This window comes from Planobispora rosea, assembly GCF_014648175.1.
Classification (GTDB): domain Bacteria; phylum Actinomycetota; class Actinomycetes; order Streptosporangiales; family Streptosporangiaceae; genus Planobispora; species Planobispora rosea.
In genome coordinates, this window is the sequence record NZ_BMQP01000047.1 from 1 (window position 1) to 26,417 (window position 26,417).

The following is a 26,417-nucleotide window of genomic DNA, read 5'->3' on the forward strand; positions in this document are numbered from 1 at the left end:
GCCGCGGTCACGCTGGCGGCGTTGTTGATGTGGTTATGACACTTTGACGACACGCCCTAGCCGCCGTGGGCGCACATCTGCTGGATCCTGCCCGGTGAGCCGATCACCGCAGCGCCGTCCGTCGTCGAACACCGCCTGCCGTATGGTGATCTGGCCGAGCTTGACGGCCAGCTCTACGAGCACCTTCCCCGCCGCCCGGGCGCGCTGCCGCCCTTGGTGGCCTACGCCGACCAGGTGGTGCTGCTGCGCGGCTGGCGCCAGGCGGTAATGCCACAGGGCAGCTCGTGGTGGGCGCAGATCACCCGGCTGACCGTGAACGAGAGCGCCGCCAGCCGCCGCGCGGTCCTGACCGACCGGCAGGTGGCCGCGGCCGAGATCACCCCGCTGCCGGGCCAGGACTACGCGCACGTGCCGCGCGCTCACGACGCGCGCCAGTGACCGCAAGGCCACGGCAACTTGAGCTCAGATCTTCAGCCGGTTGCGCCTCAGGACCAGCTCCATGGGCAACAGCGCGATCGTCCATATCGCCCCCGAGACGGTGGCGAGCATGCCGATCTGGCCGAGTAGGGCAAGGACGTCCGTCCACCCGCTCTTCCCATCGGGCGCCGGTGCCCCGGCGAGCCGCGTCTCTACGAACATGTCGGCGAGATAAGCGTGCAGGAGGCTGCCGAGCGCCCACGTCAGCGCACCAAAGATAAACACGGCGAGCGCCAGGTGCCACATGCGGATGGGAGGTGATGGCCTTGTCATCGCGGGTCTCCGTTCGAGGGGAATGCCGCTCATGTGCTGCAGCGCGGATAGGCGGTCATCATCCGTTCGAGGGCCGGCGGCGGGATCCGGTCGGGGGGGATCAGCAGATTCAGGGGAGCCGCACGCAGCACCTGCTGGTCGGCCTCGGGCAGGTTGGGGTCGACGATGACCTCACCGAGCCGTTGGTCAGGAAGGGGGATCACCGGAGGTATCTCCTTCGCACGGGCAATGATCAAGGATGTCAGGTCCGATGGCGGTCAGGAAGGGATACAGCACATCTTCGGTGGCCCGAAGGGCCTCTTCAATGGTTCGGCTGGTCACCTCATGCACCACGTGGGCAGTGCGGCGGGTCAGGGACAGCTGAGGGCAGGCCCGGTGCAACAGGAGCGAGGAGGAATTGGCGATGAGCCGATCGATGAGGCCTTGCTGATGGTGGGCAGCGATAGGCGCGCGGCGGGGTGGACACGGGCAGGCCATGGTCGCCACGAACCGTCTCATCCGCTCACCGGCCCCTTCAACCAGGCGGCGGCCCGCTGGCGCACGTAGATGGAGCGATCGCGCGCGGCCAGGTGGTGGCGCAGATCGGCCGGGCAGGCAGGATGATCGGCGACGGCTTGGCGGACCGCGGTGCGGCAGCGCGGCCGGGCCAGGTGCCGCAGCACCCCCACCGGGCAGAACAAGCTGGCGGCCAGCGCCCGCTGCACCTGCTCCACATCATCGGCCAGGAGCGCGGCCACATCCGGAGTCAGCGCGGGGCCGGCGGCCGCGGCCGCCCGCACCTCCACCTGCGCATCGGCGGCCAGCAGGACCAGCTGCGCCTCCGGCAGATGGGGGTTGGCGGCCAGGGCGATCCGCACCCACCGATCCATATCAGCGGCCAGCACCGGGAACGCCAGCACAGGCAGGCGCGGATGGCCCGCGGCCGCGGCCCGCACCATGGCGTCGTCGTCGACGGCCAGGCGCGCCAGCGCCTCCTCGCGCACCCGCAGGTGGCCGGCGGCCACCGCGCGCGCATACGGGTCGGCGTCGCCGGTGGCCCGATCCACCAGATGCTGCGGCACCCGCGGGTGGCGCAGCACGCCCGCCCGCACGAAACCGGACCCGGTCAGGCTCAAAAATTCCAGGTCGGCTACCTGCAGGGCGGGATGACAGGTCGCCCTCTCCACGGTGACGTCATCGGCCTCGCGCGTCAGGGCCCGGATCGCTGCGGCCGGAGTGGCGGGGTTGCCGGCGACCGCGCGCCGGACGCTGGCGTAGGTGCTGGCGGCCAGGGTGCGCAGCGTCGCCGGGTCGCGGCTGGTGCGGGCCAGTTCGGTTTCGGCGAACTCGCGCGGGTCGATGGCGATGTCCAGCGCCTCCATCAGCTGGGCGGTACGGCCGGCGGAGGCGCCCAGGGTGAGGAAGGCCAGCTCGGCTAGGGTGTAGGCGGCCGAGGGCCGATGGTCGGGTGCGTCCATGCGGGTCACTCCTTCTGTTCGGTGGTCGCGGTGTCGTAGGCGCCAGCCTGCTGCAGGCGGTCGCGCTGGGCGCGCAGGTCGGCGAGCTGTTCGCGGGCGGCGTCGTGTGCGGCGCGTTCGGCGGCCAGCGCGCTCTGCTGCTCAGCGCCCTGCTTTCGGGCCTGCTCCAGGTCGGTACGCAGCTGTTCGATTCGTGCCTCAGCGGTGTCGCGTCGTTGCTCGGCCGCCTGGCGCGCCTCGGCCAGCTCGATGCGCAGCTGCCGGGCCTCGTCCTGGGCCTGCTCGGCCCGGCCGGTGGCCGCGCGCTGCTGCTCGGCCAGCCGGACAAGCTCGGTCCGGGCCGCAGCGAGCTGGCCGTCGTGCTCGGCCAGGGCGCGCTCGAGCTCGGTGATGCGCTGGGCCTGCTGTGCGGCGTGCGCCTCGGCCCGGGCCCGGGCACTCTCACCGGCTTGGCGCAGCGCCGCGGTCTCGGCGCGCGCGGCGGCCAGCGCCTCGTCGGTGCGTTGCAGGCGCTCGGCCAGCTCCTCGCGAGCGGCGATGGCCGCATCGGCAGCACTCTCGGCACGGGCGCGCGCGCCTTTCTCATCGGCCAGCGCTTTGAGGGCCTGGCGCTCGGCGTCCTGGGCGGCCTCGGCGTCGGCGTCGGCCTGCTCGCGGGCCTGGCGCTGCTCACGGGCCGCCTGCAGGGCCTGGCGGCGCTCGCGCTCGGCCGTACTCGCGCGCTGCTCGGCGGCCGCGGCGGCGGCGCGGGCCTCTTCGGCGGCCTCATTGGCAGCGGCCAGCTGGCCGACGGCGCCGCTGGTGAGCTCGTCCAGCTGCGCGCTGAGCGCGTGCAGGGCGGCCTGCCAGGGCCGGCCCGCCTGCAGCAGGGTCTCGGCCAGGTCCTGGGCGCGGGCCACCGCCTCGCCCAGCGCCGGGGCGTTGCGGGCGGTGCGCAGGCGGTGGGCCGCGATGCGGCAGGAGGCCGAGCAGTATTTGGCCGGGCGGCCGCCGAGGCGGCGGCCCTCGGCGTCCAGCGCTGGGAGTGGCAGCGGGTTGGTGCACTCGGGCCCCTCACAGTGGGGCGGCGCGGCCGGTGCGGCTTCCGGAGCGGCGGGCATCGGGCGGTCATCCACTCCACCACCCTAACAGCTTGCGTTCCGTTACATAAGAAAAGTGGTTTCCTTCGATACGAAACGGAATCCGACGATTTATTGCCGGGAGCGACTAACCCCGGATAGTCTCCCCTTATCAGGGGTCAAGCGAATCGGACAAAACGGGATAAAAGGAGGAAGTATGGAAAACCGATCAGTGTATGCCGTCGATCTCGCGGAGGTGACAAAAGACCTCACCCGGGAGGAGATCGATACATGTGCCGAACTGATTGACAAACTACGTGTGATCCGCCCACACCTGAGCGATGACGACATTTCCGGCGTGCTGATCTCGGCGGCGCACTACATCGCCCTGCTGGAGGGCCACGAGCCCGGGGTGAAGCTGCTCATGGGACTGGTGTGCGCCATGCGCGGCGCCTGAGGCGCGCAGGGCGCCACGATCCCCACCTCGCCGCCACAGGAGCAGACCATGAGCACCGAACAACCCGACACCTCCTTCGCCATCCGGCCGGCTGCGGCCTCCCCGGCGGTGCGCGCCGCGGCGGCCCGGGCGTTCCTGGCTGAGGAACTGGAGCCCAACACCAAGCGCGCCTACCTCAGTGACGTCAACGCCTGGGTGCGCTACTGCACCGAGAAGAACCTGCCCGAGTGGCCGATCGACGCCGACACCATCGTCAACTACATCGAGCACCTGGTGGTCACCGGCAAGGCGCTCAAGACCATCCAGCGGCGCATCGGCGGGTTGCGCTCGGCGCTGAAGGCGGCCGGCCGCCCGCTGGAGACGCACGTGGCCGAGGCGGCCAGCCGGGCGCTGGTCGTCGCCCGCAAGAAGATCATGAAGGAGGGCACCCGGGAACCCGACGCCGAGAGCCCGCAGGAACCCGCCGGCGGCAGCCGGCGCGGCCGGGGCAAAGCGCCCGCCTTCACCGTGGCGGAGATGCGGCGCATCTGCGAGGCCTGCCCGCCCCGCCTGCTCGGCGTGCGCGACCGCGCCATGTTCCTGCTGGGCTTTGCCATCGGCGCCCGGCGCAGCGAGCTGTCGGCGCTCGACATCGGCGACGTCACCGAGGTCGAGCGCGGCCTGGAGATCCACGTGCGCTGGAGCAAGACCGGCACCGAGCGCTTTCCCAAGGTGCCCTACGGCCAGCACCTGTCCACCTGCCCGGTGCGGGCCTGGCGGGCCTGGCTGGCCGCCTCCGGCTTGGTCGATGGGGCGGCGTTTCGGCACATCGACCGCTACGGCCGCCTGCGCAACCGGCTGAGTCCTGAAGGCGTGGGCGATGCGCTCACCGCGGCCGCGGCCCGCGCCGGGCTGGGGCACCGCACCGCCCACGGGCTGCGCTCGGGCATGGCCACCGAGGGCCGCCGCGCCAAGCATGACGCCATCGCCATCGCCCGCCAGGGCGGCTGGGCCCCCTATTCGCGGGAGATGCTCGGCTACATGCAGGTCATCGACGAATGGGAGGACAACCCGCTGTACGGCATCGGGCTGTAGGCAGTCAACCAGGCGAAGTTGCGTTTGATGCAACAACCGCGCCCTCCGAATACGTGCACTTCACCAGCCCTGAATGTGAATGACACGCAGAACGGAGCCTGCGATGAGCACCGTCCCCGCTCACATCCCTGCAGCATCCGGCCCAGGTGCGCACGGCGGCTGCGTGATGTGCAAGCGCACCGACATCGGCCTGACCACCGACGGCAGGCTGCGCCGCCACCGCTCCGACATCTGCGTCGGCGGCCGCCACCTGCCCCGCTGCGCCGGCACGGGCCTACCGCCCCGTCCGCTGATCGAGCAGATCCCGCCCGATCGCGCCGGCACCCGATCAGCGGGGCTCAGCCGCGACGCGGTGCGCCAGCTCATCCGCGCCACCCGCAGCAGGCCGCTCATCGCCCAGGTGGGAGAGGCCTTCGCCGCCGCTGAAGGCGGCCATCGGCTGCTCATCGTCTTGACCGAGCGCTACCCCAAGGACGCTCCGCTCGCCTGCGGCCCGGCCGCCGCGCTGCTGGCGGCGCTGGCCGAACGCGGCTGGAACGTGACTCACACCGCCGACCGCTTCGCCTCGCACCTGACGGTGGATGCACCCAGCCCCTGAAACAGGGCCCGCCGCCTGCGGGCGCGCCGAGCAAAGGAGCCTGCCCTGCCTACCACCCGCCCGCCGCGCATCACCCGCACCCATGCCTGCGCCCTGCTGGCCCGCGGCGAGAGCGCCGCAGCCGCCCGGCACAGCGTGCTGGTCATCGACACCGATGGCACGGTGCGCCGTGCTGACCCCAACACCGTCTTTGACGGCCAGATCGCCCGCGTCGTGCTGACCCGCACCGAGCTGCTGGAGGCGGGCGTGCGCGTGCGTCCCGGCTCTGGCGGCCGGCTGCGCCCCGGCACCGGAGCGCTGCTGGATGACCTGCTGGCGGTCCTCAACGCCGGCTTGGCCGCCGCCGGGAGCGCGGCGTGAGCGATCTGCCCATCCCTGATGCACCGGCGCCCGCCCCCGCGCCCGCGCCCGGCAGGTTCGCCACGATGACGGGCGCACACCGTCGGGCAGTTCCACAGTTGAAGACGGATCACCTACCGAGGAATGATCGAGATGAACATGTCCCTGGATGTCCCTGACCTCACCGGCAATCTGCCGCCCGAGAACGGCATATTTGTGGGCCGAGCAGTGGAGCTGATGCTGCTGGAGCAGTCTTCACCGATCGGCTCCACAGTCATCCATGGCGTGCTGGGAGCAGGCAAAAGCGCCCTGGCACTGCGCCACGCCCATGAACACCGGTCCGACTACACTCTCGCTTGGTGGATGCGAGCATCCACCGCTGAGCAGGTAGAGGGGGGCCTGGCCGAGCTGGCCGCATACCTCAATCCCTGGACCAGTGAACTGGGCTCCAGGCGGGCAGCGAACGTGGCACTGGCCTGGCTGCAGGCCAACCCCGGCTGCTTGCTCGTGCTCGATGCTGTGGACCGGCCTCAGCATGTCGCAGCCCTGGTGGCCCAGCTTCACGACTGCGGACGCCTGATCATCACCACCCGGCGAGATGTATATGGCTGGCGCAAATGGGCGGGAACACAGGTCATCAAGCTCGACGGCCTCGAACCGGAGGACGCCGTCGCTTTACTGTCCGGCGGTGAAAGCCCGACGGGTAGCGTCCGGACCGCAGCCGCCGAGGTCGCCGCGGAACTGGGGCACATACCGTGGGCCTTACACCAAGTCCTTGCCCATCGGGCGAGTACCGGTCTGCCGCTGTCGGACTATCTGACCCAGCTACGTTCCAGCCCCGTCCCCCTGCTGCAGTACCGCACCGCCGACGGCACCAGCCTTGCCCATGTCTGGGATAGCACGCTGGCCACCATCGTCGAGCACTCGCCTGAGGCGATCACCGTGCTCATGGCTCTGGTGAGGGACCCTCGGGCGCTTGTGCCACGGTCGGCACTGAACGAGCTCGGCCTCTCCCTTCCCGATGTCCTCGACGGTGTCCGCATGCTGCGCTCCCACAGCCTGCTGCTCGTTCTGACGGAGCAGGTCATCCAACTGCACCCGCTGGTCCGCACGATCCTGCGGGCCCGTCATTCCCTTTCACCAAGGACGGAATCCTGTGAGCGGGCCGATACGACGGCCCGCTCGGAAGACACGCAATGAACAAGATCAACAATGCCGCCGCGCCCACCGGCGATCACAGCGCCGCATGATCGAGACTGAGCCCTGGAGCGTGCACAAGCCAGCCCGCTGGCGTTACTGCCTCCCGGTTCTGCACACGCCTCGGCCGACACCCGTCCGACGCCTGATATCTGAGCGCGGCGCCTTCCGTCCCTTGTGCATCCGCGGTTCGATCCTGGCCCTCTTGCCTGGATAAGTAGATTGATTCCGTAATCTTCTATGGGCGGAGAGTGATACTTATTACCGGTGCGGCATGCTTTGCTGGTCGCCATGACTCCTGTGCCGTGGGACGCCGACTTGGATGGCGACCTCATCGAACGGTTCGTCGCCGCTCTCTTGCTCCTGGAGAACCCGCACGGCAACCGGATCACCCCGGCCGGAGGCGACCAGGGCGTCGACATCCAGATCGAACACCCCGACGGGGGATTCGACATCTACCAGGTCAAGCGCTACACCCGACCGCTCGACGGCAAGCAGAGAAAGGCGGTGGAGGACTCCTGGAAGACCTTCCTCACCGAGATGCTGCCGGTGCGCCGCGTGCGCTCCTGGACGCTGGTGACCCCCCTCAACCCGTCCAACAAACGGCTGGACTGGTTCAACGGGCTCACCGCTGGCCAGTCGTTTCCGGCCTACTGGATGGACCGTGCGGGGCTCGACGGCAAGGCGGCCAACAACCCGCGCCTGGTCGACTACTTCTTCGGCAACGGTGCGGTGCGGCTGCAGGAGCTGCTGACGCAGGCCATGTACGGCGGATCCCGAATTGAGCCGGGCCTCGGCAGCCAGGGCCTGCTGGAGGCGGTGGTGAGCCGGCACACCGCTCTTGCGGCCGCGCTGAACGAGGTCGACCCGCTCTATACCTACACGATCGAAGTCCGCAGCGGGCGGCTTCGGGACCTGCCCTGGGACAATGCCGACGTCTACTCCCATCCTACGGCGGCGCTCATCGAGTACAAGGAACTGAACGAGAACACCTACGTGGTGCTGTGGACCCTGCCCCGCTGCGCCGAGTCGGCCTACCTGCGGCCGATCACCACCTCCGTCGTCTTCGAGCTCGACCAGGGCTCCGGCGAACTGCAGGCGGTGCACGACTTCCTGCACTACGGCGCACCGCTGCGAGACGTGCCCGCCACGGTCACCGCCGTGGAGGGACCGCCCGGCCTGACACCGGGCACCGGCGCCGGGCGCATCCACATCATGATTCCGCCCGGGGCCGCCGAGGCACTGCCGGAGCTGGAGGTGCGGCTCCTCGACCCGGACGGCACGCCGCTGGGCCAACTGGACGTGGTCGACATCCGCTACGCCCAAGGCGCTCAAGGGGAGGGACAGTGGCTTTTTGTGCGCGACCCCGGCGGGGTGGTGGACTTCGAGTTCCTGATGAACGGGCCCGAAGGCAGCCGGCTGCGGATGCAGCGGCATCCGCCGGCGGGCAAAACTCCGGCGCAGGTGCTGCCCGCGGTCCGGCTAGTGTCGTCCTTTGTCCCCGGCGCCGGGATCACGCTGGCGGTGCGGGATGGACAACCGATCTTCCCCACGTGGAGGCTGGGGGAGATCGATGGGGCGAGCGCGTGGGGGCCGCGGCTGATCGAGGTGCTGGAGGCGCTGCGGACCCTGCAGCGCCACACCGCGCAGCGGATCGTCGTGCCCGAGCACATCGACGCATCGGAGCTGAGCAAGCTGCTGCTGTTTCACCGTCTGCTCAACGGGGAGCGGATCACGACGTCCTGGGAGCGGCTGCCGATTCCTGCCGACGCACGGGCGCAGGTCAGAGAAGGCAGCCAGGAGGTGCGTCTGTGGGCGGCGCGGGTGATGAGCGTGCGGCTGGGCGGGCAGGAGATCGTGCTCGATCGGGCGATGCACGTGCTCTACCAGGACGCTCGCCTGGGCGAGCCCGAGGGCGACCAGATCGCCGTTATCCCTGGCCCGAATGCCACGGCCACGGCCACGGCGGGTCCGCTTGTGCTGCCTGCCCCTGCGGTTGAGTAGTAGGCGCTCTTCGCAGCGCGCTCCCACGGGCCTCGTGCCGCCCCGCACGGTGGCAAGCCGGTAGAGGAGACGCCCCCTGGACCGTCCAAAATAGTAGACCGCGTAACGGCGTCCAATTTTTTGTACGCTGGAGGGGTGACCGACTCCCCACTGGATCGCCTGGCCCAGCACAACCCGGATCTCGCTGACCGCCTGCATGCCCTGGGCCGGGAGGGTGAGCAAGCCGCTCGGCAAGTGCTCGCCGGCGACTACATCGCCGCGCTGGCAGCCGCCCAGGCCCACGCCACCGTGATCGAAAGCGCGATTATCGGCTTGGTCGAGGCCGCGACCCGTAGCCGCTCGGCAACGTGGTCGCAGATCGCCCAGGCGCTGGGGCTGCGCCGCAAGCAGACCGCGCATGCCCGCTACGGCCGCACCGTGACCGACTACCAGGTCTTCTCCCCCGAGACCGCGACCCTGGCCGGCAACCTGGCTCCGAGCGGATCCCGGCCGGCTGTCACCGAGGCGGCCGAACGGCTGCTGCGCCCGGCCTGGCTCGCCAACGATCCCGCGGCGGGAGTGCGTTACATCGCCGGATGGAGCCTCCTGCGCACCTGCATGATCGATGAGGAGCGGCTGGCGGTGCAGACCACTCGCGTGCCCACCCGCGCGGGACGGACCGTCACCCTGCAGCTGATCACGCCCTATGCCCACTTCGAGGGCAACGACTCCTCCCCTCACCAGGCTGCCGCCGTGCTCAGCGCCCTGGCTGGGGCAGCCGACCTACCCCAGCGGGTAGCGGCGCTGCAGGGCCGCGGCCGTCTGAGCGCGCTGGGCTCAGCCAGCGCCGTACCGATGGAGTACTGCGTGCGCATCTTCTACGACAGCGACACCCACAACGCGCAGACCCCAGCTGAGCGCCTGCTCATCGGCACACCGCTGTGGGTTCGCCGGTTCCTGGCGCCGGTGCGCTCTTCCTCAGCGAGGTGATCTGATGGCCGTCCCCGCCTCCTGCGCCCGTACGGCGCGGCCCCGGACCGCCGGTGTCGCGCCGTACAGCTGGGCGACCTCGAGAAAGATGTACATCATGTACATCTTGCGGGTACGGTAGACGTATGAGCACCGAACCCATGGGCGTGGCCGACGCCCGTAAGCAGCTGGGCCACCTCATCGCCCGCGCCGTGCACCGCCGCACCCCCACCGTCATCAGTCGCAGCACCCAAGAACGCGCCGTCATCATCAGCGAAGAGGACTACCGCGACCTGGTCGCCCTGCGCCGGGAGCGCGAAGAAGCCGCCGTCGCCCAGATGATTGCCGACGCCGACGCCGGCACCCTGGCCGTCACCTCCTACGACAACCCGGCCGACCTGTACGCCGCCATGGGCCTCACCCCGCCGCCCGCCCGGTGAAGCGCCGCCTGGTGCTCTCCCCGGCCGCCAGCGATGCCCTGGCCGCCACGGCCACCGTCCTGCGGCGCACCATCACCGACACCATCCTGGATCTGGTCGCCGACCCCGAACCCATCGGCGCCCGCCCCTACGGCAGCATCCCGGGCGCCATGGAGATCACAGGAGACGCCTACCGGATCGTCTACACCCACGGCGCCGACCACGTCTCCGTGTGGATCATCCAGCCCAACACATGAACGCCACCGAACCCGCACCCTCACCCCCCGACAGCCTGGTGCCCATCCACACTCACACCGGCCCCTACCGCGCGTTCTTCCCCGACATGGACGGCGACCCCCACCTCATCGCCGTCACCGCCCTGACCGGAGACACCCTGGGGGTGTGGGCCGCGGTCACCGGCGACGGCCGTGCCCGCTACGGCTGGTACACCGCGCCCCGCACCGACGCCACCGCCGCCACGCTGGAGGCCATGCGCTGGGCGCTGAAGAGCGTGCCCGCCCACCAGAGTGTCCGCCTGGCCACCACCTCCGCCGCCGCCCTCTCCGCGGCCACCCGCCTGGCCCAAGGACTTCCCCCGGCCAGCAAGGCGCTGCACCCGGGCACCGTGAAGGACCTGGCCCACCACCTGCGGCGACGGCCGATCGAGCTGTACCTGATCGACCCCACCAGCACCTCCCCCGACCAGGCCGCCATCGCGCTGAGAAACCTGGCCAGCCGCCTGGCCTGGACCGCACTCCAATTCGTCCGCGAAGGCATCGCCGTCGACGACCCCGCAGCCCAACGCTGGATGGCCTCCGAAGCCCTGCGCACCTGCACCAGCCGCGCCAGCCTGCGCGCCGCCTGGCACGCCCCCGGCCACCCCGGCCACCAGCCCGAAAAGCCACGCGCCCGGGACCGCCGCACCGACTGGATCCCCCTCGACAGCACCCACGGCCCCTACACCCTCCACCTGGCCGGCCTGGACGGTGATCCCGCCTGCATCGCCACCGACGCCTCCACCGACAACGGCTTAGGCGGCACCCACAAAATCGGCGCCTGGGCCGCCGTCCGCGGCGACGGCCACGCCTGGTTCGGCTGGTACACCGCGCCCCGCACCAACGCCGTATCGGCCGAACTGGAGGCCATCTGCCAGGGCCTGGCTACCTATGAGCCCGGCCAGGAGATCCACTTGATCATCGACAGCGCCAGCGCCGCCGACATCACCACCGACCGCACCACCGTCCGCAGCACGCGCCCCCGGGTCGTGGCCCGCGGCGTCCTGCACAAGAAAACGCTGCCCGCCTGACCAACAAACTCCGCACCCGCACCGTGCACATCGAGCAGATCAGCGAACCCCGCCTGCGGTCGTCAACCAACCCGCTGCTGGGCATCGCCGACCGGCTGGCCTGGACCGCGCTCCAATTCGCCCGCGAAGGCATCGACCCCGACAGCGAACGGGCCGCCGAATGGCTGGCCTCCTCCGCGCTGCGTAACGCCTCCTGGCGGAAAGACCTGATCGCCTCCTGGCGACGCTGGCAATCAGGGCTCCCGCTCAGCCCTGCCGTCCCTGATCAGGACGACCCCGCCACCTGACCCGTACCCCGTCCGGATCCAGGCGGAAAACCATCCGGATCGATGGCGACCGCCGCGCGCCCGGGGTCAGCTCAGCTTCTCCTCCCACATCGCCGCCGTCCGGCCAACCGCCTGCCGCCTGTGGGGCGCCGGCGCCAACGCGGCGATGGCCTGCCCGCACGGGTGCGTCCCCGACGGCGGCCCGCTGTCGGATGAGCAGCTGATCGACCTGATCCTCACCTCGATGGAGATCGGCGGCCACCGCAGCCTCGCCCACGTCGGCGCCCAAGTCCGGCACCTGGCGGCCGATCCGGACATCCAGCCCCTGCTGACCCGGCTGATCAGCGGGGACGCCGGCGTCATCCCCGCCCTTGTCGCGGCTGTTTACCACTGCGGCACAACCCCTGCCGGGCCTCGGGAGCAAGAACACGCCGGAAATCAAGCGGTGAAGGATAGGGCCGCCACCTAGGGTGGCTACTCACCCCGACCTTGGAAGAGGCACCCATGACGACCCCGTCCCGGCTGCCGGTCGCGACCATGACCCGGCTGGCGTTCATCCGCATGCTGCACCAGCACGGCGTGGATCAGTCGCATCTTCCCAGCCCGCTGAACTTCACCTGCATCCTCACCTTCCACGACGCCATCGAGATGTTCCTGATGCTGGCCGGTGAGCACTTGGGGGTTCCCATCGCGGACAAAGGCGGCTTTGTTGACCGCTACTTCGGCGGGCTGCACCCCAGCAAGGATGCCAACGGTGTCGCCCTGGACGGCCGCAACGGCATCAAGCGGCTCACCGACCTGCGCAACGCCTTCAAGCACGCCAACACCTGGCCCGGACCCGACGCCATCGAGCAATCCCGCGCCGACGCCAGCGGTTTCTTCGAGGCCAACACCCCGATGGTGTTCGGCATCGCGTTCGACGCCATCACCATGTCCGACCTCGTCCCGCAGGAGAAACCACGGGACCTGCTCAAGCAGGCCGAGCAGTGCTTTCACGACGGCGAGCACACCGGCGGCATGGCGCTGCTCGTCGACGCCTTCGAGGAGCTGTATCGGGCCCATATCACCTCCACCGGCAGACGGGCGCCGTTCGCTTTCGGTCCGAACCTGCCCTCAGCGCCGCGCGAGGGCGAGTTCCGCCGGGCCATCGGCGAGGGTTCTCCCAGGGGCGCGCACGTGGTGCCCAAGGTGGTCCGGGAACTGCACGACGTCAGCGAGACGGTGCGCGAGCTCCAGGCCGCGATGCGTGTGCTGACCTTGGGCGTGGAGTACCACGACTACCTGCGCTTCCAGCACCTCACGCCCACCGTCGTCTACACCGCGGACGGCGGCCGCCACGTGTACCCGCCGGAGAACTACACACCGACCCACGACGACTTCGCCTACGGCCAGCGATTCGTCGTCACCGCGGCGCTGCGGCTAGCCCAGATCCAAACCCATCTCAGCGACGCCCTGGTCCGCATGTGGCGGACGGGCTGCTAGAGCGGCGCGAAGTTGAGGACCCGCCGGTGTTGCTCACCAATCAGGAGCGAAAGCGCCGGCTCGCCCGGACGCCACCGTTCGGTCTGGCTCATCAGATCTTCAGTGAGAGAGCCTTGGTGGCCGAGAAGTGGTTGATCGCCGGGTATGGCTTCGGCGATGGGATTGTCAACGACGAGCTGACGCACCTGTGGAAAAAGCGGACCAAGGCCGGAAAGCATCCCAGGGTGCTGGTGGTGACCTACGGTGAGACTCTCGCTGAGAGGGTGATCAGTAAGGTTCTACCCGGGCGAGACGACGAGCAGGTACGTGTTTGCCGTCGTGGCCTACCACAAGCGCTTGAGCACGATGAGTGGATGTGGCAGAGCAGCCGCGAGGAAGCGGTCGCGGGCAAGGTCTCGTGCCATTCAACGGAGGGCGAGGTCGAGAGCTGCGCCGGTCCGGCGCCCGCCTGAGGCCTACCACGGAACCTGCGCACTGGGGCGGCCCCGCCGCTGCGCGGTCGCCCTGCGGGCGGGCCGCCCCAGTGCGCAGAACCCGTGGTCGAGACGGCCTCGGCGCCGGACAACCGGCGCAGACCCGCTTCCTACGGAGACCTGTGTGAATGACCACGCCCCGCTGCGTGCCCATCCGTCCGTACGCGCGACGATCCCCAGCTCACCCCGCATTTCCGCACCCGAGAATGTCGGTCGCTTTGGAGAGAATGGACCCATGAACGACGCGCCCGCCGCCCCCCTGACTGTCCTGGCCAACCAGGCCGCCTACGCCGAAGCCGTGCAGCTGGCCGTGGACGCCGCAGCCGCCTACTACCGCGACGGCACCTCCGGCCTCGACGACGACGCCTACGACCGGCTGGTGCGCGGCATCGAGACCTACGAGCAGGCGCATCCCGAGCAGGTGCTGCCGCACTCGCCCACCGGCAAGGTCGCCGGCGGCGCGGTGGAGGGCGATGTGCCGCACACCGTGCCGATGCTCAGCCTGGACAACGTCTTCGACGCCGCCGGCCTGGAGCGCTGGGCGGCTGGGCTGGAGCGCCGCCTGGGTCGGTCGGTCACCGCCTGGAGCGTGGAGCCGAAGTTCGACGGGCTGGCGATCTCGGCCCGCTACCAGCACGGCCGGCTGACTCAGCTCATCACCCGCGGGGACGGCACGGCTGGTGAGGATGTGTCCCGGGCGATCGGCACCATCGTCGGGCTGCCGGAGAAGCTCACCTCGCCGGTCACCATCGAGATCCGCGGTGAGGTGATGATGACCACCGCGCAGTTCGAGGCCGCGTGCGAAAAGCGCACCGCGCATGACGGCACCACCTTCGCCAATCCGCGCAGCGCGGCTGCGGGCACGCTGCGGGCCAAGGACCGGCCGTATGTGTGTGAGCTGACCTTCTTCGGCTACGGCGCGCTGCCGCTGCCGCCCACCGACGATTCGGAGCTGGCGGTCCGGCTGCGCAGCCTGCCGCACAGCCAGATCATGGACGTGGCGGCCGGGCTCGGTGTGGCCACCGCCGCTGGCACCCCGGTGGCCGGGATCGTCGCGGCGAGTGTGGAGAAGATCCAGGCGCGCGTCGAGCAGATCGCCGCCGCCCGCGCTGATCTGCCCTTCGGTATCGACGGTGTGGTCATCAAGGCCGACCTGGCCGACGACCAGGAGCAGGCGGGGTTCAGCTCGCGGGCGCCGCGCTGGGCGATCGCCTACAAGCTCCCGCCGGTGGAGAAGATCACCAAGCTGGTCGGGGTGGAGTGGAACGTCGGGCGCACCGGCATCATCGCCCCGCGCGCCATCCTGGAGCCGGTCGAGATCGACGGCAGCGTCGTCACCTACGCCACCTTGCACAACGCGGCCGACATCGCCCGGCGCGGCCTGATGCTGGGCGACTCGGTGACCGTCTACAAGGCCGGCGACATCATTCCAAGAATTGAGGCGCCGGTCGTCCATCTGCGCACCGGCGACGAGCAGCCGATCAGCGTGCCGCAGGCCTGCCCCCACTGCGGCGATGGCATCGACGCCAGCCAGGAGCGCTGGCGGTGCGTGCGCGGGCGCACTTGCCGGGCGCTGGCCTCCATCGTGTATGCCGCCGGGCGCGACCAGCTCGACATCGAGACGTTGGCCGCCTCCCGCATCCAGCAGTTGCTGGACGCGGGTTTCATCGCCGACTTCGCCGACCTGTTCTTCCTGAAGCGCGAGCAGGTGCTGAGCCTGGAGCGGATGGGCGAGGCCAGCACCGGCAAACTGCTGGCCGCGATCGAGACGGCCAGGACCCGGCCGCTCAGCCGGGTGTTTTGCGCGCTGGGCGTGCGCGGCACCGGCCGGTCGATGTCGCGGCGGATCGCCCGGCACTTCGGTTCGATGGCGGCGATCCTCGCGGCCGACGCCGAGGCGATCCAGGCGGTGGAGGGCATGGGAACCGAGAAGGCCAAGCTCATGATCGAGGAGCTGGCCGAGCTGCGCCCGCTGATCGACAAGCTGATCGCGGCCGGGGTGAACATGACCGAACCCGGCGCCAGTGCCACCGCAGCCGCAGGCACGAGCACCGACGGCGCCGACGACACCACCGCGGCGGCCGCCGGGCTGCCGCTGGCCGGGATGTCGGTGGTGGCCACCGGGGCGATGAGCGGCCCGCTGGCCGAGCTATCGCGCAACCAGGTCAACGAGCTCATCGAGCGCGCCGGCGGCAAGGCATCAGGCAGCGTCTCGGCCAAGACCGCGCTGCTGGTCGCCGGGGAGAAGGCCGGCTCCAAGCGCACCAAGGCCGAGGATTTGGGCGTGCGAATCGTCACCTGCGAGGAGTTCGCCGAGATGGTCGCCGCGTTCCTGTAGTCCCCGAAATACCCCGGCGGGCGGGCCAGCTGACCTCAGCCGGCCCGCCCACCGGCGTGTCCGCCAACCTCTGAAGGAGACCGCTCATCACTGCCATCACCTATCGGATCGGGGACGCCACCGCCCCCGCCGGAACCGGCCCGAAGATCATCGCTCACGTGTGCAACGACGCCGGATTTTGGGGTCGCGGCTTCGTCACCGCGATCTCCCGTCGCTGGCCCGAACCGAAGACCGCCTACCGCGCCTGGTCCCGCACTGGCGACGGCTTCACTCTGGGCGCGGTCCAGCTCGTGCAGGTCGCCGACGAGCTGTGGGTGGCCAACATGGTCGCCCAGCACGGCATCCGCACCGCCGCCGGGCTGCGCACCGCCGAAGGCGTACGCCGCGGCGACCACAGCGCGCCCATCCGCTATGCGGCCCTGCAGCAGTGCCTGACCGCACTGGCTGAGGCCGCCGCCGCCCGTCAAGCCAGTGTGCATGCTCCGCGCATCGGTGCAGGTCTGGCTGGTGGCGAGTGGGAACGTATCAAGCCGCTGATCATCACCTGTCTGGTGGAGCGCGGCGTCGCCGTCAGCGTCTATGACCTGGATCCGGCCGCAGCCCGCCCATGAGCAGCGGCGATCACGACAGGCTGGGATGCGCCGTCTGGCTGGTGCTGGCCGGCGACTTGGTCTTGATCCCGGGATTCATCGCGCTCTTGCGGCACCTGCTGGGACCCGGCCCGCTGTCGGCCATCACCATCATCGCCGTCACCCTCGGCCTGCTGGCCGCAGGCCCGCTGCTGGTCGGCCGGCTGGATAGGCGCTGATCACATTCGATCAGCGCCCGGGACGCCCGGTCACCGTCGGCAGGCGCAGGAAACGTCACCGGTGTGGGATGCGGTAGGCGTCCACCAGGTCGTCGCTGTAGGGATCCCGCCCGGGCCCGATGGTGGCCGGAGCCGCGATGGATGCCTTCACATCCCAGCTGTAGCGGGTGGCGGCGGTCGCTCCTGCCAGCGGGTAATCGCCGCGCGGCCACCAGTAGGTGATGACCGTCACCGGCACGCCTCTGCGGTCGGTGTGCACGCCCCACATGAAGGAGATCTTGCCGGCCTTCGGGTCGAGTCGGCCGCCCAGCATGTCGCGAAACGGCTTGGAGGCGCGAAACAGGGCGGCGAAGGTGGTCGTGCCGCGATACTGCCAGGTCTTGCTGACCCGGCGACCGTCGGCATCGTTTTCTGGGGGGCCGGCCTTGTTGATGGTCGCTGTCTTGACGAGGAACTTCAGGGTGCCCACATCGAAGGGGTCGATGATCTGGTCGCCGTAGAGCGCTGCGCCGCCGGGGGCCTTGCCGAGGGTGCGCCATCCGGTGCCGCTGCCGTAGGCGGGCCCCGAAACATACAGGCGGCCGCCGACCGTGCGCATCCGGTGCACCGCTGATGCGATCTTGACCTGGTCGGCCGCCCGCTGGTCGCCGTTGGCGGCATCCTCCTTCAGGAACCGCAGCGCGCATTCGGAGGTTTCCACCTGGCGTTTCATGTCGGCGGCCACCACGCCGCCGCGGCCCAGCGTGGCCAGGCCGGTCACCACGGGCGCATCAGCCCGCCGTCCGCACTCCCGCATCGGCAGCGCTTCCATGCGTGGATCGGCCGGCCAGCCCGCACTGGTCCTTTGATAGATCTTCACTGCGGCTCCCTGGCTTTGCAGCCGCGTCACGGCGGCCACCACATCTACCCCGGTTGCTTGCGCGGGGACAGGTAGAGCGGTCAGCCCGAGCACGATCACCGGTATTACTCGCCATCTCATGGTGGGCGATCATGCCACAGCATTCGATAAGTGACTTTCCGGGCGCTCTGCGTCGCTCGGGTCCGCCACGGCGGCGAGCTCGCTGTCATTGCATCGCCTCGCGCACGGTGTCTTCACTGGTGTCCATCCAGCCGGCCGAGATACCCTCCGCGTCAACCCGGTGAACGTATGCGGCCACAGCGCCAGGGGCTGGCAGTGACGTCGACGCTATGCCTGCGATGCTGCCGTCTGCCTTGGCCGTGGGCTACTGCGCAGCGGGGTCGAGGGCCTGTGGCAGTCCGGCGAACAGCGCTTCGACCGGCACGCCCAGCGCATCAGCGATGGCGAAGACGTTGTCGAGGCTGATGTTGCGCTTGCCGGCCTCGACGCCGACGTAGAACGAGCGGTCCAGGCCCGCTGCGGCGGCAACGGCCGCCTGGGTGAGCTTGGCCTCCTCGCGCAGTGCGCGCAGTCGCCGGCCGAACGCCTGACGGCGCAGCACGACAGCGTCGGCGTGGGGATCGATCGGGGAGCGCGGCACGACAGCACGGTATCGCATCTCCCACCGGGTGTGGACTATAAGCAACTTCACCATGTAGACTATAGTCAACATTCGGATGGTAGGGAGACACCCATGGACGCGCGCCACACCAGCCCGGCAGACGAACAGCGGATGTCCCCCACCGATACCTCGCCGGCGAAGCTCTCCTGGGACATGCGCGACTGGACCGACGACGACGTCGTGGTCGACGCCGTCGTCATGGCCCTGAAGGGATGCGGCGACGACGAAACCCCCGTCGTGCTGCGCACCGAGACCGGCCAGAAGCTCACCTTGGTCGGCATCGACGCTGGCGCCGACGGCCGGGTCCACCTCATCGTCGGCCCCGCTGCGACCGTGGCCTCCCAGCCGGGCCAGGTCGAAGGATCCGGCCGATGAGCGGCACCACCGCACCGACGCCATCCGATGCCCGGCAGAGCCCGAGGGCTGCCCCCTGCACCGCCCTGATCGCTTTCCCGGCGGTGTGGAGGGCTGGAAGCCGCTGGGCCGAGAGCGTCATGGACGCAAAGGAGTCTGGCCAGTGAGAAGCTTCACCCTGACCCGCACACCCCGATACGCGGGCTATGACAGCCTGGAGGGCACCTCCAAGCTCGCCCCGGATGAGTTCCTGATCATCGTGGATGGCATCGTGCTCGGCGGCACCTACTGGTGCTCCTACAACCCGCAGGCCGCTGCCGGATGGGGAGAAGACGACGGCGGCCTGTCCGGCCCGTCCTGGGCGTCGTGGGGGCCGCGAGGACTGTCGTGCGGCCATCCCACCCGCGAGGCCGCCGAGCACGCCCAGCTGCGCGCATACGTCACTGAGCCCTCCGGCTACGACCGGGAGCTGGAGATGATCCGCGCCGAGCGCGAAGCCGAAGCCGCCCGGCGGCAGGCGGAGCAGGAAGCCGAGGACGAGCGCCGCGAGATCCAGCAGCGCCGCGAGCGGCTGGGCGATGACGAGCCCGGTCCCGTCATCTGGAAGCTGCCGGCCTTCCACGCCCTGTACGCCGACCCCGCCGAGGTCGCGGCGGTGGCCGCCTGGCTGGAGGCCAACGGCATGGAAGACGCCAGCGGCCTGCACGAGGTGCGCATAGAGCAGCGCGCCACCCGCCGCGCGGCCCTGTACTACATCCCCCAGCGAATGCGCAACGGCCGCAACTCGCAGGTGATGGAGCTTCACGCCGTCACCGTGGTGAGCGACCCGCCGCCCATCACCGTCCCCGACCGCCCAGACCTGCACCCGGTGCTCGCCGAGCACGAGCCGGCCACATCCGCCCAGATCGACTTCGGCCGCAGCTTCATCTGTGTCAGGTGCACCAGCGACGCCAAGGCCACCCTCCCGGCTCAGATCGTTCCCTGGCCGTGCCCGATGGTCGAGAAGGCCATCACTAACGACCCGGCAAAGGAAGGGGCTCCGCGGTGATGGCCGTCAAGGCCCTGTCCGTCCAGCAACCCTGGGCGCACCTGATCACCATCGGCGCCAAGGACATCGAGAACCGCTCGCGCCGCACCACCTACCGCGGCCCGATCGCGATCCACGCCAGCCTGCGCGCCGACCGGGACGCAAGGGTGCCGACCGAACAAGGACGGGCGGCGCTGCGCACGGCCGGTGATCTCGCCTTCGGTGCGATCATCGCCGTTGCCCAGCTCACCGACAGCCACCAGTGCCCCGGCAAGCGCACGTGCTCACCGTGGGCGGTGCCCGGGATGTGGCACTGGCGCCTGAGCGAGATCCGCGCTCTGCCCGAGCCGATCGCCTGCACCGGAGCCCTCGGATTGTGGACCATCCCGCCCGGCGTGCAGGCGGCTCTCGCCGACCAGCTCGGCGACGCCGAAGCGGAGGCGCCCGGGGACGGGCCTGATGATGGGGCCGGTGATGGGCCTGCTGATCCGCTGCGCAGCGTGTACGCCGAACGCGCCGCCCTGATCGCCTACCTGGCCGGTCAGCATCCGGCCGTCATCGTGGAGAACGACCTCAGCGCACCGGACATGGCGCTAATCTACCTCGACACTCCAGCCGGGCAACTGTCCTGGCACCTCCACCCCCACGACCTGCACCTGTTCGACCACGTCGCCCGGGTCACCGCTCCAGCCGGACCGGTGTGGGACGGCCACAGTACCGATGAGAAGTACCGCCGTCTGCGCCGACTCGTGAACGGCTCGGCCGGTTCTGCCCGTCATGATCGCCCTTCTTCTCCTGGGGGACCTTGATGTCCGCTGTCTGCACTTCATGCGGTGGTCCGGCCGACTACGGGCCGGGATTGTGCCCCGCCTGCTCCTGCCGTCACTGTCAGGGAGCGGCTGCTGTCACCGGATACTGCCCGCACTGTCAGGGCACCGGCCTGGCTTCGATGAGTACGCCGAGTGAGTACACGCCACCAACCGGCGCGCACGAACACGAGCTGGCCACGCACAACGCCCTGGCCTGGGTACGGTTTCTGAGCGGGCATGCCCAGATCGCCGAGGCCGAGCTGGCCGCCGCCGGCCTGCACCCGGTCACCATCGCCCACGGCGACCCCGAAGATCCCGAAGAAACGCAGGCGCTGTTTAAGACCCTGCCCCGGCAGGCGAAACAGACCCAGGCGCTACAGGCCCGCTCCGGCGGCAATGACTACACCACCTACCTGTTTACCAACCCCACAGCCGCAGCCGCCTTCACCGCGGACGCCGTGGCACTCGCCCGGCCCTGGTGGCGCATCACCCCGACCGCCCACCCGCTCTGGCGATAGCGCGCTCCCTTGTTCCCGCACCGCGCGAGCACCCCGGACGTCCGGCTCACCTCCTAAGCCGAGGCTGCGATCCACTGCGGAAAACCACCCCCGTCTGAGAAGATCAAGGAGATAGTCGGCCATGCGTGATCCCCGAGCCGCTGTCATCAAGGTCAGCACCGCCGCCCACGCCGCGGGCTTCGCAGTGAGCGAGCACGAAAGCCACCGCAGTGTGTTCTTGGAGTTGAAGCGCTCCGGCCTGAGCATTGAGGTCCGCTTCGTCATCAAGAACCTGGCCACCTGGTACGCCTGCTTCTACAACGCGGAGATCGACCGCGGAACCGGTGGTGAGCCGGAGATCTGCTGGGCGATGCGCGATCTGCTGGCCCTGCTGGCCGCCCCTGACCCTGCGGGACGTACCGATGCGATCGAGCAGCCAGACATCCTGCGGTGACCTGCCGACCGGGCAGGAGCTGCGATGAGCGCCGTGCAGAGCCTTGCCCAGCCGTGCCTGACCATGCACCCGATGCGGTCACCAGAGCCGCCGTCCACATCCCTGTTCCCCACGAGGAAGCCCTGAGATGGACCCCTATGAGGAACTCACCACTACCGTCCGTCAGCTCCGCTGCGAGCACTCGCACCCCTGCCAGCCACCCGAGGGCACCTTGTTCGAGCCCGGCCCCTGCAAGCACTGCGGCACCCCGTGGGTGGTCACCACCGCACAGGGCATGTCCGAACCACTCAGGGCAGAGCTCGCCAAGTTACTGGAGAGCGCAGCTTGGTGGACCAAGACGCGCGGCATGGCCGACCGGCACGCCCTCAACGTGGCCCGTGTGATCAACGGGAAGACGGCGCTCCGATGACCGCCAACGCCTGGAACGACCGCTACCCGGCCGGGACTCCGGTCCGCTACTGGCCGGGCTGGCGCGAAAGCGAAGGCCGTACCTCCCGGATCCGGCCCTAGACGCTGGGCAGCGGTGAGCCCGTGGTCCCCCCACACCCCAGCCCACCGGCGCTCTCGCCGCCCGGCACACGAGAAGACAGCACTTCCCGAGCACGTAACCAGCCCGGCGCGGGCCTGCAATCGGAGTCACCCGGTGCATGGACCCGTCAACGAACTAAGGTGTGATCATGGAAGACTCCCCTCAGAACCTGGTCGACGCAGCGCAGGCCGATTTTCCGCGCTTGATCACTGGCCTGGCCGCCGACGGCCTGCAGGCGCCCCCGGTGTTCATCGGTGATCAGCGCGGGCCTCAGGCGGTCATGCTGAGCGTGCCGCTCTACCAGGCGCTGATGCAGGCCGTCGACGCCGAGAGATTGGAGGATCTGCTGTCAGCGCCGACGCTGCGCGAGCGTCTGGCCGCGACCGAGGCCGCGGGCGGAGCGACCTATACGACATTGGAGGACCTCGCCGTCGATGCGGGGGTCGACCCGGCGATCCTCGAAGATCCCCCCGGACGGTAGCTTGGCACCGCCGCGCGTACTACCCTGCCGATCATGACCCCAGATCGGCGTCGTCTTCCGGTCTCCTACGGCGACGGCGTCAAAGAAGACCTCTGGAGGCTGCCCAGCGACGCACACCGCCACGAGGCGATCTTGATGCTGCATGCCGTGGTGACGGGTCAAAAAAGCGGTCTGCCGCTCACCGACAACGGCATCGCCGACCTGCATGATTGCTACAAGGTGTACTTCAACACCCTGCAGGAGCGCGAGCGCGGTGAAAACCCTTGGCGCATCGTCTACCAAAAGCGCTTCCGCGGCGAAGGACGTCCGCCCATCGTGCACATCGTGGCCATCGGCGCGCGGCCCAACCTCGTGGTCTACACCACCGCCGCCCAGCGGCTGGGCCGCTCCGTCGGCTACGGCAAGGACCAGCCCTTGTCCCGTGCCGCGGCCGCCGGCTTATCCTCCCCCTCAGGTAAGGACGCCACGCCGGAGGCGGCGGCTGGGCGTGCGTCCCGGGTGGCCGGTAGCACACCCAGCGTCGGGCGGGCCCCGCTCCCCCGGGGCCGGAGAGGTATCCGGTGATGAGCCGATGAGACCCGATTCAGCACCCGGACCGTCCAAGGGCACCGCGGTAGATCAGTCGCTGAGCAGTCAGCCCGCAGCTGCTGCGGGGCTGGACTGGGCCCGTGCGTTGACTGAGGCCTTCGCTCCGCAATATGTCGCTTTCACCTTGCCGGTGATGGCCGGGGGCCTGTCCGCCGGATGGATCGGCGCCGCCTGGGGGCTGCTGGCCGCGCTGGTGTGCGCGGGCATCCCCGCCGCAGTGATCGCCCTGGGGGTGCGGCGCGGCCGCCTGGACTCCATCCACGTGGTCGAGCGGGCCAGCCGCACCGGCCCGATGCTTGCAGGGCTGGTCGCGGTGGCGGCCGGACTGACCGCGTTGATCGCCCTGGGGGCGCCGCGCGCGGTGATCGCATCAGCCGCAGTGATGCTCGGCTGGATCATCGTGCTGGGCGCGATCACCCTGGTCTGGAAGATCTCCTTTCACACGGGGGTGGCGGCCGGGGCGGCCGTACTGCTGTCGCACCTGCTGTCGCCTGCGCCGACGCTCGCCGTCGGCGCGCTCTTGGTTGTGGCGATCGGCTGGGCCCGGGTGCGTATCTCCCATCACACCCCGGCCCAGGCCCTCGCTGGTGCCCTCGTCGCCGCGGCGGCGACCTGGGGTGCGCTGGCACTGGTCGGGATGTAGTGGGGTGAGGCTCATCCCCGATTTCGGCTGTTTCGGTAGTTCCGCATCATCTGATCTATGTCGAGCTGCGGCGAGTCCAGTGCCTCCTTCATCTTCAGGTAGGCATTCTGGGAGAACTCTTCGATGACGGTGTTGTTCCGCTTCGCCGTGTAGTGGTAGTCGGGGTCGTTCTCGATATTGAGATGCCAGCGCAGCGCACAGGCCTTCTCGGTGCCGATCTTGAGCTTTTTCGCCAGCTTGGCGCGCGTCCAGGGATATTGCGTCAGTTTGTCGATGGTCCGGACGGCGGCTGCACCCTCCTCTTCCGCGTTCACATAGTGCACTGGGGCACCATGCTTTTTGGTGAAGTGGACGGTGACGTTGATGCCTTCTCCGGTGATCTCGGTGCCTACCGTGTCGAGGTTGGGCAGTACCTCCTGTCGCGATTTTCCTCTTCGGATGGCCTGCTCGGCCTGCTTAACGTCGCACTCGCCGATGTCGCCGATGTCGCCGGCGTGGAACTGCAGAGCCAGCAACGCGTGGATTCGGCCCCGAGCTTCGGCGCCTCTGCGTCGGCCGGGTTTCAGCAGCCGCTGGACCTGGCTGAACTCCTCATCGATGAGCGTCTGGATATGCTGCGGGGGCGTTGTGGAGATCGGCAGGACCCGCTCCGGTAGGTGCGTGGCAAGCCGCTCGCCGAAGGCTCGGTGCAAGATCTCGTCGAAGAGCGTGACGGCCGCGCGCATGTGGGTGTAGAGCACCCCCTCGGGGACGGTGCAGTACCAGTGCTGCTCGGCGTCGCGCAGCGCGTCGATGGCCTGGAGGGTTCCAGCATCCGCTTCTGTGATCTTGAGTGTTTCCCGCCCGAGGTTGAGGCACTTGGCAAAGCCGATGCTCTGATTCTTGTCGGAGTCGTGGACCGATACTTTCCGCTGGATCAGAGCCGCCTTCAGCAGCATCTCGAAGGCGTGCTGGGTGAACAGCAGGACCTCGGTCTGTCGTCCGCCGGTGTCATGGAGGCCGTTGAAGGCGATGGCAGCTCGGGTGAAGGAGCAGATCGCCCGGCTTTTGAGGATGCGGGCTTCTTGCTTCATCGCCGCTCCCCGATGGCCAGCCTGCCGACCGGCTCCGCATCCCATGCGAGAGAGGACATATCGCCAGCATGGCCGATGCCCGATCAACCCCAGGTAGATCTCTCAGCATGGGCGCGCTGGTGTGGCCGCGGGGCAGCGCGGCGGGGCGAGGACCCGCAGGATTTAGTCGCCAACCCTAGACATGGATAAGCCCTACGACCGTAGCCTGAGGATGTCGAAGTCCCAGGAGGTGTAGGGCTATGCCCGAAGGTAGCACGATGGCCGCTCTGGCTCCACGGCTCCGCGCAGTCAGGAAGAGGCGCGGCCTGACCCAGCGTGAGCTTGCTCGTCTCGCCGGTGTCTCGTTCAGTCTGGTGTCCAAGCTGGAGCAGGGCGTTGTCGAGGGCACCCGTCTGGAGACCGTCCGCAAGCTCGCCGTGGCCCTGCGGGTCTCCACCACCGACCTGGTCGGCGGCGCGGGCGACACTGAGGAAACCGCCGAACAGCCGTACCCTGACCTGTGGGAGCCGACCCGGCGCGCGCTGCTCGGCCAGGTTCCCCGATCTGATGAGGCGCCGACCGTCAACGGCGTCCGACGCGGCCTGGCCGACCTGAAGCCGCTGCTAGCTGACAACCGCTACACCGACATCGCGACCGTTCTGCCCACTCTGCTGGCCGACGCCGAGGCACTCAACGGCGCCGGCCGATCCGTCCGGGCCCGCGTGCTGAACACCACGGGATGGATCCTCACCCAGACCCGGCAGTTCGACATCGCCGAACCGACACTGCACCAGGCGATGGACACCGCCGATGACCGGCTCGACGCCGCCGCCGCGGTCAACACCCTCGTCTGGCTGCATCTGCGCCAGGGACACCTGGATGAGGCCCGCCGCCTGGCCACCCGGTGGGCCGACGACATCGAACCCCGTTTCTCTCGCGCCACCACCTCCGAACTCACCCTGTGGGGACGCCTGCTCTTGGGCGTGTCGAACGCGGCGATCCGCGACAACCGGCCCGGCGAGGCTGAAGACTCCATCACCCTGGCCCGCGCGGCGGCCACCCGCATCGGCCACGAGGCCGTCTCCGACACCTCCACCACGCGTACCTTCGGGCCGGTTACGGTGGCGATGATCCGTGCAGAAAATGCCGCCATCATGGACCAGCCGGACATGGTGCTGACGATCGCCGAGCGGATCCCGCAGACGGTCCTGCACGCGCATTCGGCCAGCCGGAACCGGCACCGGCTCGACGTGGCCTCGGCGCTCGTCGCTACCCGCCGCAGCGCCGAGGCGCTCGCGGTGCTCCAGGACCTCGCGCGGATCGCGCCGGAGTGGCTACCTGCCCAGCGGTACGCCCGGGACATCCTCGGCAGGCTGCTCAACCAGCGCCGTACCCTGACGGTGGAGATGCGGCAGTTGGCCGACATGGTCGGGCTCGCCTACTGATACCCGCGGCGCCACTGAGTGGCCCCGCTGACCTGCGTTATTGA

At 69.5% G+C, this 26,417-nt stretch carries 35 protein-coding genes; 28 read left to right on the plus strand and 7 right to left on the minus strand.

Going from position 1 to position 26,417, the window contains the following annotated elements; all coding sequences use genetic code 11:
• Positions 1-213: 213 nt before the first annotated feature.
• Positions 214-438, plus strand: a complete 225-nt coding sequence (locus IEZ08_RS32590) for a hypothetical protein (RefSeq protein WP_189243650.1) — start codon at positions 214-216, stop codon at positions 436-438.
• A 24-nt stretch (positions 439-462) separates the two neighbouring features.
• On the opposite strand, the gene IEZ08_RS32595 is transcribed toward IEZ08_RS32590, so the two are convergent.
• From IEZ08_RS32595 to IEZ08_RS32610, 4 genes are all read right to left on the minus strand, one after another.
• Positions 463-750, minus strand: a complete 288-nt coding sequence (locus tag IEZ08_RS32595) for a hypothetical protein (protein WP_189243651.1) — start codon at positions 748-750, stop codon at positions 463-465.
• A 29-nt stretch (positions 751-779) separates the two neighbouring features.
• Positions 780-953 carry a hypothetical protein gene (locus tag IEZ08_RS32600; RefSeq protein ID WP_189243652.1) on the minus strand — a complete coding sequence of 58 codons (174 nt, stop codon included), beginning with the start codon at positions 951-953 and terminating at the stop codon, positions 780-782.
• A 291-nt stretch (positions 954-1,244) separates the two neighbouring features.
• Positions 1,245-2,207: an amino acid adenylation domain-containing protein gene (locus IEZ08_RS32605; protein ID WP_189243653.1), complete on the minus strand. Its 963-nt coding sequence runs from the start codon at positions 2,205-2,207 to the stop codon at positions 1,245-1,247.
• Positions 2,208-2,212: 5 nt separating this feature from the next.
• Positions 2,213-3,322, minus strand: coding sequence for a coiled-coil domain-containing protein (locus tag IEZ08_RS32610; protein WP_189243654.1), 1,110 nt, complete (start codon positions 3,320-3,322; stop codon positions 2,213-2,215).
• A gap of 160 nt (positions 3,323-3,482) precedes the next feature.
• Here IEZ08_RS32610 and IEZ08_RS32615 point away from each other — a divergent pair, with 160 nt between their 5' ends.
• From IEZ08_RS32615 to IEZ08_RS32695, 17 genes are all read left to right on the plus strand, one after another.
• Positions 3,483-3,722 (plus strand): hypothetical protein, encoded by a 240-nt coding sequence (locus IEZ08_RS32615; protein WP_189243655.1) that lies wholly within the window; start codon positions 3,483-3,485, stop codon positions 3,720-3,722.
• 48 nt (positions 3,723-3,770) lie between these two features.
• Positions 3,771-4,796: a tyrosine-type recombinase/integrase gene (locus IEZ08_RS32620; RefSeq protein WP_189243656.1), complete on the plus strand. Its 1,026-nt coding sequence runs from the start codon at positions 3,771-3,773 to the stop codon at positions 4,794-4,796.
• Between the two features lie 103 nt (positions 4,797-4,899).
• Entirely contained in the window at positions 4,900-5,394 is a 495-nt protein-coding gene (locus tag IEZ08_RS32625; RefSeq protein WP_189243657.1) for a hypothetical protein, read from the plus strand.
• A gap of 135 nt (positions 5,395-5,529) precedes the next feature.
• Positions 5,530-5,754 carry a hypothetical protein gene (locus IEZ08_RS32630; protein WP_189243658.1) on the plus strand — a complete coding sequence of 75 codons (225 nt, stop codon included), beginning with the start codon at positions 5,530-5,532 and terminating at the stop codon, positions 5,752-5,754.
• Between the two features lie 123 nt (positions 5,755-5,877).
• The gene (locus tag IEZ08_RS32635; protein ID WP_189243659.1) at positions 5,878-6,933 is read left to right on the plus strand and encodes a tetratricopeptide repeat-containing protein; all 1,056 of its coding nucleotides are present in this window, start codon (positions 5,878-5,880) and stop codon (positions 6,931-6,933) included.
• Positions 6,934-7,221: 288 nt separating this feature from the next.
• Positions 7,222-8,934, plus strand: coding sequence for a PDDEXK family nuclease (locus IEZ08_RS32640; RefSeq protein WP_189243660.1), 1,713 nt, complete (start codon positions 7,222-7,224; stop codon positions 8,932-8,934).
• 135 nt (positions 8,935-9,069) lie between these two features.
• Positions 9,070-9,903: a hypothetical protein gene (locus IEZ08_RS32645; protein ID WP_189243661.1), complete on the plus strand. Its 834-nt coding sequence runs from the start codon at positions 9,070-9,072 to the stop codon at positions 9,901-9,903.
• 125 nt (positions 9,904-10,028) lie between these two features.
• Positions 10,029-10,322: a type II toxin-antitoxin system prevent-host-death family antitoxin gene (locus IEZ08_RS32650; RefSeq protein WP_189243662.1), complete on the plus strand. Its 294-nt coding sequence runs from the start codon at positions 10,029-10,031 to the stop codon at positions 10,320-10,322.
• Positions 10,319-10,558 carry a hypothetical protein gene (locus IEZ08_RS32655; RefSeq protein WP_189243663.1) on the plus strand — a complete coding sequence of 80 codons (240 nt, stop codon included), beginning with the start codon at positions 10,319-10,321 and terminating at the stop codon, positions 10,556-10,558. The genes IEZ08_RS32650 and IEZ08_RS32655 overlap by 4 nt, the downstream gene beginning before the upstream one ends.
• The gene (locus IEZ08_RS32660; RefSeq protein ID WP_189243664.1) at positions 10,555-11,607 is read left to right on the plus strand and encodes a ribonuclease H family protein; all 1,053 of its coding nucleotides are present in this window, start codon (positions 10,555-10,557) and stop codon (positions 11,605-11,607) included. The genes IEZ08_RS32655 and IEZ08_RS32660 overlap by 4 nt, the downstream gene beginning before the upstream one ends.
• A gap of 23 nt (positions 11,608-11,630) precedes the next feature.
• Complete coding sequence (locus IEZ08_RS32665; protein WP_189243665.1) at positions 11,631-11,894, plus strand: hypothetical protein; 264 nt, start codon at positions 11,631-11,633, stop codon at positions 11,892-11,894.
• 145 nt (positions 11,895-12,039) lie between these two features.
• Positions 12,040-12,342, plus strand: coding sequence for a hypothetical protein (locus IEZ08_RS32670; RefSeq protein ID WP_189243666.1), 303 nt, complete (start codon positions 12,040-12,042; stop codon positions 12,340-12,342).
• A gap of 35 nt (positions 12,343-12,377) precedes the next feature.
• Positions 12,378-13,355: a hypothetical protein gene (locus IEZ08_RS32675; protein WP_189243667.1), complete on the plus strand. Its 978-nt coding sequence runs from the start codon at positions 12,378-12,380 to the stop codon at positions 13,353-13,355.
• Positions 13,356-13,381: 26 nt separating this feature from the next.
• The gene (locus IEZ08_RS32680; RefSeq protein ID WP_189243668.1) at positions 13,382-13,807 is read left to right on the plus strand and encodes an SIR2 family protein; all 426 of its coding nucleotides are present in this window, start codon (positions 13,382-13,384) and stop codon (positions 13,805-13,807) included.
• A 256-nt stretch (positions 13,808-14,063) separates the two neighbouring features.
• Positions 14,064-16,166, plus strand: a complete 2,103-nt coding sequence (gene ligA, locus IEZ08_RS32685; protein ID WP_189243669.1) for an NAD-dependent DNA ligase LigA — start codon at positions 14,064-14,066, stop codon at positions 16,164-16,166.
• Positions 16,167-16,324: 158 nt separating this feature from the next.
• Positions 16,325-16,777, plus strand: coding sequence for a macro domain-containing protein (locus tag IEZ08_RS32690; protein WP_229803767.1), 453 nt, complete (start codon positions 16,325-16,327; stop codon positions 16,775-16,777).
• Positions 16,774-16,974 carry a hypothetical protein gene (locus IEZ08_RS32695; RefSeq protein ID WP_189243670.1) on the plus strand — a complete coding sequence of 67 codons (201 nt, stop codon included), beginning with the start codon at positions 16,774-16,776 and terminating at the stop codon, positions 16,972-16,974. Before IEZ08_RS32690 ends, IEZ08_RS32695 begins: the two co-directional genes overlap by 4 nt.
• A 55-nt stretch (positions 16,975-17,029) precedes the next feature.
• Here IEZ08_RS32695 and IEZ08_RS32700 read toward each other — a convergent pair whose 3' ends face one another.
• Positions 17,030-17,932: a hypothetical protein gene (locus IEZ08_RS32700; RefSeq protein WP_189243671.1), complete on the minus strand. Its 903-nt coding sequence runs from the start codon at positions 17,930-17,932 to the stop codon at positions 17,030-17,032.
• A 265-nt stretch (positions 17,933-18,197) separates the two neighbouring features.
• The gene (locus tag IEZ08_RS32705) at positions 18,198-18,491 is read right to left on the minus strand and encodes a helix-turn-helix domain-containing protein (protein WP_189243672.1); all 294 of its coding nucleotides are present in this window, start codon (positions 18,489-18,491) and stop codon (positions 18,198-18,200) included.
• Between the two features lie 75 nt (positions 18,492-18,566).
• Here IEZ08_RS32705 and IEZ08_RS32710 point away from each other — a divergent pair, with 75 nt between their 5' ends.
• From IEZ08_RS32710 to IEZ08_RS32750, 9 genes are all read left to right on the plus strand, one after another.
• Positions 18,567-18,869: a hypothetical protein gene (locus IEZ08_RS32710; RefSeq protein WP_189243673.1), complete on the plus strand. Its 303-nt coding sequence runs from the start codon at positions 18,567-18,569 to the stop codon at positions 18,867-18,869.
• A gap of 142 nt (positions 18,870-19,011) precedes the next feature.
• Entirely contained in the window at positions 19,012-19,896 is an 885-nt protein-coding gene (locus IEZ08_RS32715; RefSeq protein ID WP_189243674.1) for a hypothetical protein, read from the plus strand.
• A complete protein-coding gene (locus IEZ08_RS32720) occupies positions 19,896-20,684 on the plus strand; it encodes a WDGH domain-containing protein (protein WP_189243675.1) in 789 nt (262 codons plus the stop codon). Before IEZ08_RS32715 ends, IEZ08_RS32720 begins: the two co-directional genes overlap by 1 nt.
• A gap of 140 nt (positions 20,685-20,824) precedes the next feature.
• A complete protein-coding gene (locus IEZ08_RS32725; protein ID WP_189243676.1) occupies positions 20,825-21,202 on the plus strand; it encodes a hypothetical protein in 378 nt (125 codons plus the stop codon).
• A gap of 121 nt (positions 21,203-21,323) precedes the next feature.
• Entirely contained in the window at positions 21,324-21,635 is a 312-nt protein-coding gene (locus IEZ08_RS32730) for a hypothetical protein (RefSeq protein ID WP_189243677.1), read from the plus strand.
• Positions 21,636-21,762: 127 nt separating this feature from the next.
• Complete coding sequence (locus IEZ08_RS32735; RefSeq protein WP_189243678.1) at positions 21,763-22,044, plus strand: hypothetical protein; 282 nt, start codon at positions 21,763-21,765, stop codon at positions 22,042-22,044.
• A gap of 268 nt (positions 22,045-22,312) precedes the next feature.
• Positions 22,313-22,645 (plus strand): type II toxin-antitoxin system Phd/YefM family antitoxin, encoded by a 333-nt coding sequence (locus IEZ08_RS32740; RefSeq protein WP_189243679.1) that lies wholly within the window; start codon positions 22,313-22,315, stop codon positions 22,643-22,645.
• A 33-nt stretch (positions 22,646-22,678) separates the two neighbouring features.
• Complete coding sequence (locus IEZ08_RS32745) at positions 22,679-23,209, plus strand: hypothetical protein (protein ID WP_189243680.1); 531 nt, start codon at positions 22,679-22,681, stop codon at positions 23,207-23,209.
• A gap of 157 nt (positions 23,210-23,366) precedes the next feature.
• Positions 23,367-23,876, plus strand: a complete 510-nt coding sequence (locus IEZ08_RS32750; protein ID WP_229803769.1) for a hypothetical protein — start codon at positions 23,367-23,369, stop codon at positions 23,874-23,876.
• An 11-nt stretch (positions 23,877-23,887) separates the two neighbouring features.
• On the opposite strand, the gene IEZ08_RS32755 is transcribed toward IEZ08_RS32750, so the two are convergent.
• A complete protein-coding gene (locus IEZ08_RS32755; protein WP_189243681.1) occupies positions 23,888-24,949 on the minus strand; it encodes a DUF8611 domain-containing protein in 1,062 nt (353 codons plus the stop codon).
• A gap of 239 nt (positions 24,950-25,188) precedes the next feature.
• Here IEZ08_RS32755 and IEZ08_RS32760 point away from each other — a divergent pair, with 239 nt between their 5' ends.
• Complete coding sequence (locus tag IEZ08_RS32760; RefSeq protein WP_189243682.1) at positions 25,189-26,373, plus strand: helix-turn-helix domain-containing protein; 1,185 nt, start codon at positions 25,189-25,191, stop codon at positions 26,371-26,373.
• The last annotated feature ends 44 nt before the right edge of the window (positions 26,374-26,417 follow it).

What these genes read in the sequence shown, in the direction of transcription:
- IEZ08_RS32595 (WP_189243651.1), bottom strand. Translation starts at nt 750, where the DNA reads ATGACAAGGCCATCACCTCCCATCCGCATGTGGCACCTGGCGCTCGCC.
- IEZ08_RS32605 (WP_189243653.1), bottom strand. Translation starts at nt 2,207, where the DNA reads ATGGACGCACCCGACCATCGGCCCTCGGCCGCCTACACCCTAGCCGAG.
- IEZ08_RS32615 (WP_189243655.1), top strand. Translation starts at nt 3,483, where the DNA reads ATGGAAAACCGATCAGTGTATGCCGTCGATCTCGCGGAGGTGACAAAA.
- IEZ08_RS32620 (WP_189243656.1), top strand. Translation starts at nt 3,771, where the DNA reads ATGAGCACCGAACAACCCGACACCTCCTTCGCCATCCGGCCGGCTGCG.
- IEZ08_RS32625 (WP_189243657.1), top strand. Translation starts at nt 4,900, where the DNA reads ATGAGCACCGTCCCCGCTCACATCCCTGCAGCATCCGGCCCAGGTGCG.
- IEZ08_RS32635 (WP_189243659.1), top strand. Translation starts at nt 5,878, where the DNA reads ATGATCGAGATGAACATGTCCCTGGATGTCCCTGACCTCACCGGCAAT.
- IEZ08_RS32640 (WP_189243660.1), top strand. Translation starts at nt 7,222, where the DNA reads ATGACTCCTGTGCCGTGGGACGCCGACTTGGATGGCGACCTCATCGAA.
- IEZ08_RS32650 (WP_189243662.1), top strand. Translation starts at nt 10,029, where the DNA reads ATGAGCACCGAACCCATGGGCGTGGCCGACGCCCGTAAGCAGCTGGGC.
- IEZ08_RS32660 (WP_189243664.1), top strand. Translation starts at nt 10,555, where the DNA reads ATGAACGCCACCGAACCCGCACCCTCACCCCCCGACAGCCTGGTGCCC.
- IEZ08_RS32670 (WP_189243666.1), top strand. Translation starts at nt 12,040, where the DNA reads ATGGCCTGCCCGCACGGGTGCGTCCCCGACGGCGGCCCGCTGTCGGAT.
- IEZ08_RS32675 (WP_189243667.1), top strand. Translation starts at nt 12,378, where the DNA reads ATGACGACCCCGTCCCGGCTGCCGGTCGCGACCATGACCCGGCTGGCG.
- ligA (WP_189243669.1), top strand. Translation starts at nt 14,064, where the DNA reads ATGAACGACGCGCCCGCCGCCCCCCTGACTGTCCTGGCCAACCAGGCC.
- IEZ08_RS32695 (WP_189243670.1), top strand. Translation starts at nt 16,774, where the DNA reads ATGAGCAGCGGCGATCACGACAGGCTGGGATGCGCCGTCTGGCTGGTG.
- IEZ08_RS32705 (WP_189243672.1), bottom strand. Translation starts at nt 18,491, where the DNA reads ATGCGATACCGTGCTGTCGTGCCGCGCTCCCCGATCGATCCCCACGCC.
- IEZ08_RS32710 (WP_189243673.1), top strand. Translation starts at nt 18,567, where the DNA reads ATGGACGCGCGCCACACCAGCCCGGCAGACGAACAGCGGATGTCCCCC.
- IEZ08_RS32720 (WP_189243675.1), top strand. Translation starts at nt 19,896, where the DNA reads ATGGCCGTCAAGGCCCTGTCCGTCCAGCAACCCTGGGCGCACCTGATC.
- IEZ08_RS32725 (WP_189243676.1), top strand. Translation starts at nt 20,825, where the DNA reads ATGAGTACGCCGAGTGAGTACACGCCACCAACCGGCGCGCACGAACAC.
- IEZ08_RS32730 (WP_189243677.1), top strand. Translation starts at nt 21,324, where the DNA reads ATGCGTGATCCCCGAGCCGCTGTCATCAAGGTCAGCACCGCCGCCCAC.
- IEZ08_RS32735 (WP_189243678.1), top strand. Translation starts at nt 21,763, where the DNA reads ATGGACCCCTATGAGGAACTCACCACTACCGTCCGTCAGCTCCGCTGC.
- IEZ08_RS32740 (WP_189243679.1), top strand. Translation starts at nt 22,313, where the DNA reads ATGGAAGACTCCCCTCAGAACCTGGTCGACGCAGCGCAGGCCGATTTT.
- IEZ08_RS32745 (WP_189243680.1), top strand. Translation starts at nt 22,679, where the DNA reads ATGACCCCAGATCGGCGTCGTCTTCCGGTCTCCTACGGCGACGGCGTC.
- IEZ08_RS32750 (WP_229803769.1), top strand. Translation starts at nt 23,367, where the DNA reads ATGGCCGGGGGCCTGTCCGCCGGATGGATCGGCGCCGCCTGGGGGCTG.
- IEZ08_RS32755 (WP_189243681.1), bottom strand. Translation starts at nt 24,949, where the DNA reads ATGAAGCAAGAAGCCCGCATCCTCAAAAGCCGGGCGATCTGCTCCTTC.
- IEZ08_RS32760 (WP_189243682.1), top strand. Translation starts at nt 25,189, where the DNA reads ATGCCCGAAGGTAGCACGATGGCCGCTCTGGCTCCACGGCTCCGCGCA.